Here is a 9,906-nt window from a genome sequence, read left to right as displayed (position 1 = left end):
AATTTTGCAAGGAAAAACAGTTTATTTTTTCTGTTTTTGTAATCCGAATGTGATAATGTCTTTAGTAAATCGAACGTGAAAATGTCCCATTTGCTAGAATAGTCATATGAAAAGTATCCAGCTAAATATGAATGAAACGAAAAAATATCTTGTGATAAAAGCTATAATCCAAGGAAAGAAAACAAATAATCGAACCTGTGGCGAACTCAACCTTTCCGAAAGACAAATCAATCGTCTGCTACTAGCCTATCAACAAAAAGGAAAAGAAGTCTATTTCATCAGAAAGACGAAAGCATTCGTTATAAAAGCATTTGATGGTGGCATCTACCTCAATATTGCTGACAAAATCTATCATACAAAGGAGCTACTAGTTCATGAACTCTATTCGAAAAACTTTGAACCAGAACCAGAACAAAAAAAGAAAGACGCAAGTATATCCCTCCACAAACCCATCCGTGGAAACTCACATCTTTCAAACAATATCTTCAGAAAAATAAAAAGGATTATGAAGAGTTTACTAGTGAGGAGCTTAATTCTCCTCATCTACAAGTATAAGCTATTTCTCGCTAAATGGGAAGCTTTTCCTTAAAGAAAATCACTCTATCCCTTACATTTAGGAGAGAGAAAGTAAGGAGTCTAAGACAAGCATTTCATTTGATAAGAGGCTGGAGAGCCAAGTCTAAGACTAGCCTTGGTTTAGCTGACAAAATAGCTTCAAGGGTTCCTCGCATCAAATGAAATCAAAATAATTGCCCTCAATCTCACCATTTTTTTTGGGACATCATCACTTTCGATTGACAATTCTTCAGTGAAATGAGTTTGTCACAAATCTCAAACCAGCTAAAAGTAGTTCATAAATAAATGCCAACTTCCTTTCTCTATCTGTAAGATACTCATCAGATTATATAGTCTAGGAAGTAAGAGTTCTTTTTTATCCCTTTTTTTGTAATAGGCGTACCTCTCACTACTAATTACTTGCAATAATACCCGTATAACTTTTACAGCGGTGTTAGTTCAGTTCCTTCACAATATCGATGTTAACTTTTAACACAGACACCCTATCTTCACCTAGAAATCCAAAAATTTTTGTTACTGTATGCTTGTCAATGATTTCTTCCAGTCTAGGCAAGCTAATACCTGTTGTCTTAGAAATACGGGGGAGTTGTAGTTTAGCACTTTCTGGACTGATTTCTGGATCCAATCCCGAAGCCGATGTTGTTACCAAATCAGCAGGGATATCTCTGATTGAAATAGTTGGGTTTTCTTCTATGAGAAGAGACAGTTCCTTTTGAACACGTACTTTTAGTTCAGGATTACTAGGAGCCAGATTTTGGGAACCAGAAGTAATATCCCGCCTTTGTCCACTTGGGTCTCCTTCGCTAAGGTAAGTATTATACTGAATAGCAGATGGTCTACCATGCAGAAAAGCAGCTGACGAAAATTCTTGCCCAATTAAAGCCGATCCAATAAGCTTCCCATCCTGCTTAATTTGACTACCATTGGCTTGAACAGGAAAAATAAACTGCCCTAATCCGGTAATCAGCAAAGGGTAAAATAATCCACAAACCGCCCCAAATAAAAGACTTAGTCGGACAGAACGTCTGATATGTATAAATATTTTTCTCATGATTGTTATTCATTCCTTTCATGTTCAACCCAAGGAAAAGACACTGATTCTTTTAAACGTAAAGCAATGTAGATAAGTTTCAATCTTATTCCTCTAAATATTATATTATATTAAACTAATCTTATCAGGATAAACCCAATAGATACAATAATGGAGTAATACTCATATCAATGATTTTAATTCCAATAAACGGGATGAAGACTCCACCCAAACCATAAATCAGCATGTTATGAGCCAAAACTTTTTCTGACCTTTGAGGCTTATAAGAAACTCCTTTCATCGCAATCGGAATTAGAAGAGGAATAATAATGGCATTGAAAATCAGAGCCGATAAAATTGCGCTGGAAGACGTTGATAATGACATGATATTTAACGATTGCATTTGGGGGATACTGGGCATAAAAATAGCTGGAATAATGGCAAAGTATTTGGCAATATCATTAGCAATTGAAAAAGTGGTTAAAGCTCCTCGCGTCATTAATAATTGCTTTCCAATTTCAACGATATCCAGAATCTTGGTTGGATCGCTATCTAAATCCACCATATTAGCAGCTTCTTTAGCAGCACTTGTTCCAGAATTCATAGCAATACCGACATCTGCCTGAGCTAATGCTGGGGCATCATTAGTCCCATCTCCTGTCATCGCAACAACTTTTCCTAAGCGTTGTTCTTTTTTAATAGCTTCAATTTTATCTTCTGGCTTGCATTCAGCGATAAAGCTATCAACGCCTGCTTCTTGAGCTATGGTCGCAGCGGTAAGAGGATTATCACCGGTACACATAATAGTTTTAATTCCCATTGCCCGTAGGCGAGCAAAACGCTCAACTAAACCTGGTTTGATGGTATCCTTGAGAGCAATCACTCCCAAAATATTCTGCCCCTCCACTACTGCCAGTGGAGTTCCCCCAGCTGAAGCAATTCTTTCACTGATAGACTTCAAATCTTTCGGAATCACACCACCTTTACCTTTAATATAGCGACTTATAGCATCTGTGGCACCCTTACGTATCATTCCCCCATCAACAAAGTCTATCCCACTCATTCGTGTTTGAGCAGTAAAATCAATAAAGGTCATATCTTCAGAAATAGGAGGAATACTTGCCCCATATTCTTTAGCGAGCTTAACAATTGATTTTCCTTCCGGTGTATCATCCTGTAGAGAACTTAGCATAGCTGCTCTTATTAAAGACTCTTGACTAACACCATCTACAGGAACAAAATGAGCAGCCATACGATTTCCAAAGGTAATGGTTCCTGTTTTGTCCAAAATCATAGTATCCACATCACCACTAGACTCCACTGCTTTTCCTGACATAGCAATCACATTAAACCGTGTAACGCGATCCATACCTGCAATTCCAATTGCTGACAGCAGACCTCCAATTGTTGTTGGAATTAAACATACGGTCAATGCCACAAGAGTAGTAACTGTAATCTTTATGTGCAAAGCGCTAGCAATCGGGTACAAACTTCCAATTACCATTAAGAATATAATTGTTAAGCTGACTAGCAAAGTATTCAAGGCAATTTCATTAGGGGTTTTTTGCCGAGAAGCACCCTCTACCAAGGAAATCATTTTGTCCAAGAAAGACTCTCCAGCACGTGAGGTCATTTTCAACTTAAGCCAGTCACTAGCAAGAGTTGTCCCTCCTGTTACAAAAGCAAAATCACCACCAGGTTCTTTGATCACCGGAGCTGACTCTCCTGTAATAGCTGATTCGTCTACAGAAGCAATTCCTTCAATAACTTCACCGTCACCAGGAATTAATTCTCCTACCTTAACCAGAACGATATCTCCTTTTTGCAAGGCTGTGGCCTCAATAGTTTCTTCAAGAAGGGTCTGACCATCATTGTCAAAATAGAGTCGTCTAGCTGTCATATTTTCTTGCGTCTTTTTTAAACTTTCAGCCTGTGCTTTTCCTCTTCCTTCCGCAATGGATTCAGCAAAATTAGAAAATAATAAAGTTAAAAATAAGATCACTGCTACTATGCCATTATACAATTGACTACTTTGGCTATCTTGTTGAGCATCAACGGGGATAATTGTTAAAAAGAAGGTCAGAACAAAACCAACTTCAACTACAAACATTACTGGATTTTTAATCATGTAACTAGGGCGAAGTTTTACGACCGCTCCTTTAAGGGAACTGAGTAGTATCTTTTGTGTCAGAAAGTAAGTTTTCTTTGAAATCATAATAAACCTCATTGAGTTAGAAATTCAGCTAAAGGTCCTAGTACAAGGACTGGTAAGAAAGTTAAGGCTGATATAATCAACACTATCACACCTAAAATAATGGCAAAAGTCCCCGTATCTGTTTTTAAAGAACCTAGGGAATCATTCACATGTTGCTTAGTCATTAACGAACCAGCAATCGATAGCTGAAGAATCAAAGTCACATAGCGTCCAAAAAACATAGCTAATCCTGTAGATATATTCCAGAATAAAGTATTGTCTTTTAGTCCTTCAAATCCCGATCCGTTGTTAGCAGAAGCTGAGGTAAATTGATAAATCACTTGTGATAAAGAATGAAATCCTGGATTGGTAACACTGTTAAATCCTGCTGGCAATGAGACAGCTACTGCTGAAAAACCTAGAATAATCATAGGGTGAACCATGATGGCTAAAGCAATTAAAGTCATTTCTTTACCTTCAATTTTTTTTCCTAAATAAACAGGTGCACGCCCAATCATTAATCCACAAATAAAAACAGTAAGAAGAACGTACAGCATCATATTCATTATTCCTACACCTTTACCGCCAAATATAACATTGAGCATCATGTTAATCATAGCTACTCCACCACTTAGAGGAGTCAAAGTATCGTGCATATTATTCACGGAACCCGTTGTAAAAGCCGTTGTTATTTCTGTAAATAGACCAGACATTGGAATACCGAACCTAACTTCTTTACCTTCCATACTTCCCATTGATTGATTCAAACCCAATTGATGCAAGACAGGATTTCCTCTACTTTCTGACCAAACAATAATGGATAAACCAACAAAAAATAAGAATAGCATAACAATCAGAAGCGGTCTTGCCTGTCCTCCTAGTTTAATAAACGTAGATTTAGTGGACTTATAAGAAACTTTCTGTACAGATTCAAAGGGATGATCTTCCTTTTTCCTAGATGAAACCATATGACCAAAAACAACTACCATAGAACCTGGTAACAACATCATAGATAGCATTTCAATAATATTTGTGATTACATTAGGGTTTTCAAAGGGAGTTGCTGAATTTGCTGCAAAAAAACCACCACCGTTGGTTCCCAAGTGTTTAATAATTTCAAGAGAAGCGACCGGTCCCATTATAAGACCTTGTAAATTGCCCTCCAAAGTAGTCGCATATAACTCTTTTGATAGTGTTTGGGGAACCCCCTGTGAAATAAGTAACAAAGAGCCTATTATTGAAAAAGGAAGCAACACTCGAGTAATCACCCGAACAAAGTCAACATAGAAATTCCCCATGTCTTGATACTTGCCTGATACACCTCTGATAAAAGCCATAGCAGCAGCATAGCCTGAAGCAGCTGAGGTAAACATCATAAAAGTAATGACAACCATCTGACTAAAAAAAGACAAATCCCTCTCACCAGCATAATTTTGTAAATTAGAATTGGTGATAAAAGATATGACTGTATTGAAACTCAGGCTTGATTCTAATGAACCAACACGGGTGGGGTTCAAAAAGAAAAAGGCCTGTGTTCTTAGGATTACATAAGCCACTAGAGCCATAACAGCATTAGTTAAAATAAGGGCTACAGCATACTCCTTCCAAGTCATTCCTTTTTTGTCCACATCAAGCAACTTATAAATCCACCTATCAATAGGATCCATAATGGGATCTGCAAAAGTTTTTTGCTGGCTAGCTATATGGTAAAGATACTTTCCAGTTGGTAATATAATAATACAAGCCAGTACTAAGACAAATATGATTTGTAACATCTCACATTCCTCCTAAAATCTCTCCGGGTGTAACAAAGCATAAAATAAATAACAGATTAATAAACCAAAAATTATTCCTAATACTATCATAGTACACTCTCCCTCTAATCACCTTTAAGGTGCTTATCACACCAAACAATAAAACCAATCATTAACAAAAAAATAAAAAATAAAACTAGAAACATTATGAAATCTACTAGCATTGTATCCTCCTTCAAGAATATAATCATTCTACCACGAAAAGTATAAAAATGGTATAAAGATTACGGATATAAAATAAAGATTATATAAAGATTGTCTCCTAAAATAACCTAAGACAACCTATCCTAAGACTTGTTTCAAATAGCTGCCAAGAAATTACAAATCAGGTGAATAAAATTCTTTTTGGATTATTTGTCATCATAATTTTCAATCTTAATCATACGATAACCGATACCAATATGAGTTTGAACCATTTTAGAGTAACCCAATCCTAATTCGATTTTTTTTCGCAATGTATTAACAAAAACTCTCAAAGCAGAAAAATCTTCCTCATAATATCCCCAAATTTCCTTGACAATAAAACGATAAGTCAACACTCTATCAACATTCTCTGATAGAAGACAAAGCAACTTATACTCAATCGGGGTTAAGTGAATTTCTTGGTTATTAACAAATACACGATTAGATAAAAAATCAACATGTAGCCAGCCATTAGTAAAAGATGATTTTTCAGAATTACCGTCACTTTGTTGATTAATCTGCTTTGACCTCCTAAGACTAACTCTTAACCGAGCGAAAAGCTCATCAATGCTAAAGGGTTTCGTCAAATAATCATCTGCCCCAGCATCAAGTGCATCAATCTTGTCACTTTCTTCTCCACGTGCACTAACAACAATAACAGGTAGCTGTGAAAAGCTACGAATCTTGTCAATAATGTCTTTACCATCCATATCTGGCAAACCCAAATCCAATAATAATAAATCTGGAAATTGCGAAATGATCTGACGCAAAGCTTCCTCTCCAGTCCGAACTGATACATAATGATAACCTTCAACTTCCATTGCTAAGGATAAAAGTCTGTTAACGGAAGAGTCATCTTCACAAATTAAAATCTTAACATTTTCATTTTTCATGTAATACATTCACCTCCGCTAGTGGTAGTGTAAATCCAAAGATAACTCCTTTAGGAGTATTGTCATGGACGTAAATAGTCCCCCCATGTGCTGTAATAATACTCTTACATAAAGATAGTCCTATACCTAGGCCTCTTTTACCATCGGATGCCAAATTTTCTGATGTATAAAAAAGGTCAAAAATCTTTTCTTTTGCTTGATCGTTAATACCAGGACCATCGTCAGAAACCTCAACCACCAGGTTCTGATCCTTTCTATTACTCGTCAATGTAATTAAAGATCCTTCATGCGTATATTTAACTGCATTGTTAATGATATTAACCAGTACTTGCACAATCAAGGGAGCATCCATTTTAGCTATTAATAAATCATCTGATAAAATTAAAACAAAGTCATGATTCTTAATATGTTGATCCACATGTTTCAAAGCTTCTTCAATCAACTCATCGAAAACATTTATTCTTAATGAAAGAGTAGTATCATTATCCAATTTAGTAATTGACAATAAATTTTCAATCAGATTAATCAACCACATAGAGTCATCGTAAATATAGGCAGCTAATTCTATCATACGCTGTTTCTCCATAATTCCCCCCGTCTCCATCATTAATTTAGACTGACCTGATATGCTTGTAAGTGGAGTTCTCAAATCATGTGAGATTCCCCTTAACAAATCAACCCTTAACTGTTCTTTTTGTATTTTAAGTTCCATTTTTTGTTGTTCTTCGCGTAATGCTTCTTTTTCTAATGCCAAGGATGCCTCTCCTAAAACAGTTAGAATAACAGATTTTTCAAACAGGTCAATCATTGTTTTATCCTCTATTAAAATACCAATAATAGCAAAAACAGAATCTTTACCTCTGACAGATAAATACAGAAATTTAGCAGCAGACAAGGTGTTTGTTGTTGCTCCAGCTTGTTTATTATTATATAAAACCCACTCAACCACTCCTCGCTCATTGTACTGATAGTAATCAGCTAAGGTCCTCAAAGAATGACTGGTAGGGAAATATTTCGGCGTCTCCAAAGTACCACCTGTTACAGGATAAATCACCACATCACTATTCAATAATTTTTTGACTTGAATAGCTAGTTCTTCTAAAATAGAAGGAATAGAGTCTGCCTGAGATAATCCTCTATTTGTTTGTAGTAACAACTCTGTTAGATAAGATTTTTCAGTAGATAATCTTGCCTGCTCTTGAATCCTTTTTATGAGACTAGAAGTAATCAGACCAGTAATTAACATAATAGCAAAAGTCATAGGATAAGTAGGATTAAAAGAAGTAAAAGTGTAGTAGGGGGCCACAAAAAAGTAATTAAAACAAAGAACTGATAAAATAGAAGGAATCACACTATAAAGTTTTCCTTTTGTCCAAACAGCATTTATTTGAACACTTAATATATATATTATTATAATGTTGTTGGTACTGAGATTCCAGAAACGAAATAAAAGACCTGTTAAGGTTACTAGCAACAATACCACCAGTGTTTTAACCAAATCACTGAAAGAAAATTGCCATTTAGAAAACCAAGAAGGCAACGAGAGCTTACCAACCGAAGTCTCTTTTTTTCCTCTAGTATTATGGACTACAAACATATCCAAATCAGGAACATTCTTACTAAGAACTTCCACAATATTTTCTTTAGGCCAAATAGTTCTGGAGCCACTTTTTCCGACTACTAACTTAGAAACACGGCTCAATTTTGCGTAATCAGCAATCTGCTTGGTCACATTATTATAATCCATAACTGTCACCTTAGCTCCCAACCGCTCTGCCAATTCCAAGTTCTGATGTAACTCCTGATTAGTCAGTTCCCTATCTAAACTACCAATATACAGGGCTGTAAAGTCTGCATTAAGAGCACTTGCTAATCTTGAAGCAGCGCGAATGACATGTGAAGAGGAGGGAGAGGGTGACACACAGACCAAGACATGTTCCTTGGTCACAATACTATCTTTAACTTTTTTTCCTCGAAAAGCACTTCCATTAATCTGATCAGCTGCTTTGCGCAAAGCGATTTCTCTCAAAGATATTAACTTTTCTTCAGTAAAAAAGTGACGCTTGGCCAATTTAGCTTGCGATTTAGAATAAATTTTTCCTTTATCCAATCGTTCAAGTAAATCTGATGGGTCAATATCTACAAGTTCAATCTGATCAGCCTGATCAAAAATAGCATCTGGAATTATCTCATTAACTTGAATCCCTGTAATAGCTTCAATCACATCGTTTAAACTTTCAATATGTTGGACATTTACAGTAGTATAGACATCAATCCCTGCATAAAGCAGTTCCTTAATATCTTGGTACCTCTTTTTATTACGTGACTCAAAACAGTTAGTATGAGCCAATTCATCCACTAAAATAATGCGTGGTTGACGCCTTAAAGCAGTATCAATATCAAACTCATTTAAGGTGATACCTTTATATTTTATTGTTTTAGGAGATAATTGCTCAAGACCAATCAGTAAAGCCATAGTCTCAGGTCGATTATGAGGTTCAATGTAACCTACTACCACATCTACTCCAGCTTTTTGAGCTCGCTGCGCTTCTCTAAGCATAGCATAGGTTTTTCCAACTCCTGCAGCATAACCAAAATAAATTCTTAACGCCCCTGTTTTCATAACATCACCTTAGTTAACCCAACCTTTTGTAGTAAAATCATTTATCAGAAGTCATTATAACCTAATTTTATTTTTTTTACAATAGCCTTCCTGAGATTATATCATGGGACGAGTATGAGTTCACCAAGGGAAAGATGAGCTAGCTTCATTACGCAAGATTTTAACAATCTCAATATCATCACTGTTCTTGAGGGAAGAACACAAGCTATCATTCGTAATCACTTTCTTAAGTATGATAGAGCTGTCCGATGTCGCGTCAAAATTATTACTATGGATATGTTTAGCCCTTATTATGCCTTGGCTAAACAGATTCGCTTTCAAATTTCTAGGCTCAGGCTGAAACAGTCTCCCAGACTGTTTCACTCCCGAATGCTAAAATCATTCTAGATCGCTTTCATATTGTACAACATCTTAGCCGTGCTATGAGTCGTGTCCGTGTCCAAATCATGAATCAATTGGATCGAAAGTCTCATGAATACAAGGCTATCAAGCTCTACTGGAAGCTCATCCAGCAAGATAGTCGTAAACTCAGCGATAAACGATTTTATCGCCCTACTTTTCGTATGCACTTGACCAGTCATAACCACCCGTGA

General features: G+C 36.2%; 6 protein-coding genes and 2 pseudogenes. 2 read left to right on the top strand and 6 right to left on the bottom strand.

What is annotated here, in order from left to right; all coding sequences use genetic code 11:
* Positions 1–262: 262 nt before the first annotated feature.
* A pseudogene (locus HT678_RS07295) lies at positions 263–555 on the top strand (ISNCY family transposase); the annotation flags it as partial.
* A 454-nt stretch (positions 556–1,009) separates the two neighbouring features.
* On the opposite strand, the gene kdpC reads toward HT678_RS07295, so the two are convergent.
* From kdpC to HT678_RS07265, 6 genes are all read right to left on the bottom strand, one after another.
* Positions 1,010–1,627: a potassium-transporting ATPase subunit KdpC gene (kdpC, locus tag HT678_RS07290; RefSeq protein WP_119946536.1), complete on the bottom strand. Its 618-nt coding sequence runs from the start codon at positions 1,625–1,627 to the stop codon at positions 1,010–1,012.
* 124 nt (positions 1,628–1,751) lie between these two features.
* A complete protein-coding gene (gene kdpB, locus HT678_RS07285; protein WP_014017221.1) occupies positions 1,752–3,821 on the bottom strand; it encodes a potassium-transporting ATPase subunit KdpB in 2,070 nt (689 codons plus the stop codon).
* Between the two features lie 8 nt (positions 3,822–3,829).
* Entirely contained in the window at positions 3,830–5,575 is a 1,746-nt protein-coding gene (locus tag HT678_RS07280) for a potassium-transporting ATPase subunit KdpA (protein WP_000939242.1), read from the bottom strand.
* Between the two features lie 12 nt (positions 5,576–5,587).
* Entirely contained in the window at positions 5,588–5,665 is a 78-nt protein-coding gene (kdpF, locus tag HT678_RS07275; protein ID WP_007285010.1) for a K(+)-transporting ATPase subunit F, read from the bottom strand.
* Positions 5,666–5,964: 299 nt separating this feature from the next.
* Entirely contained in the window at positions 5,965–6,690 is a 726-nt protein-coding gene (locus HT678_RS07270; RefSeq protein ID WP_000787304.1) for a response regulator transcription factor, read from the bottom strand.
* Entirely contained in the window at positions 6,680–9,313 is a 2,634-nt protein-coding gene (locus HT678_RS07265) for a sensor histidine kinase KdpD (protein WP_172924771.1), read from the bottom strand. Before HT678_RS07265 ends, HT678_RS07270 begins: the two co-directional genes overlap by 11 nt.
* 65 nt (positions 9,314–9,378) lie before the next feature.
* Between HT678_RS07265 and HT678_RS07260 the strand changes: the two are divergent.
* A pseudogene (locus tag HT678_RS07260) lies at positions 9,379–9,891 on the top strand (transposase); the annotation flags it as partial.
* Positions 9,892–9,906: the final 15 nt, after the last annotated feature.

It is taken from the genome of Streptococcus sp. 3167 (assembly GCF_013277175.1).
GTDB classification, from domain to species: domain Bacteria; phylum Bacillota; class Bacilli; order Lactobacillales; family Streptococcaceae; genus Streptococcus; species Streptococcus pseudopneumoniae.
Note: the sequence above shows the minus strand (reverse complement) of the source record. Positions and strands in the feature narration are given on the sequence as shown.

What these genes read in the sequence shown, in the direction of transcription:
- kdpC (WP_119946536.1), bottom strand. Translation starts at nt 1,627, where the DNA reads ATGAGAAAAATATTTATACATATCAGACGTTCTGTCCGACTAAGTCTT.
- kdpB (WP_014017221.1), bottom strand. Translation starts at nt 3,821, where the DNA reads ATGATTTCAAAGAAAACTTACTTTCTGACACAAAAGATACTACTCAGT.
- HT678_RS07280 (WP_000939242.1), bottom strand. Translation starts at nt 5,575, where the DNA reads ATGTTACAAATCATATTTGTCTTAGTACTGGCTTGTATTATTATATTA.
- kdpF (WP_007285010.1), bottom strand. Translation starts at nt 5,665, where the DNA reads ATGATAGTATTAGGAATAATTTTTGGTTTATTAATCTGTTATTTATTT.
- HT678_RS07270 (WP_000787304.1), bottom strand. Translation starts at nt 6,690, where the DNA reads ATGAAAAATGAAAATGTTAAGATTTTAATTTGTGAAGATGACTCTTCC.
- HT678_RS07265 (WP_172924771.1), bottom strand. Translation starts at nt 9,313, where the DNA reads ATGAAAACAGGGGCGTTAAGAATTTATTTTGGTTATGCTGCAGGAGTT.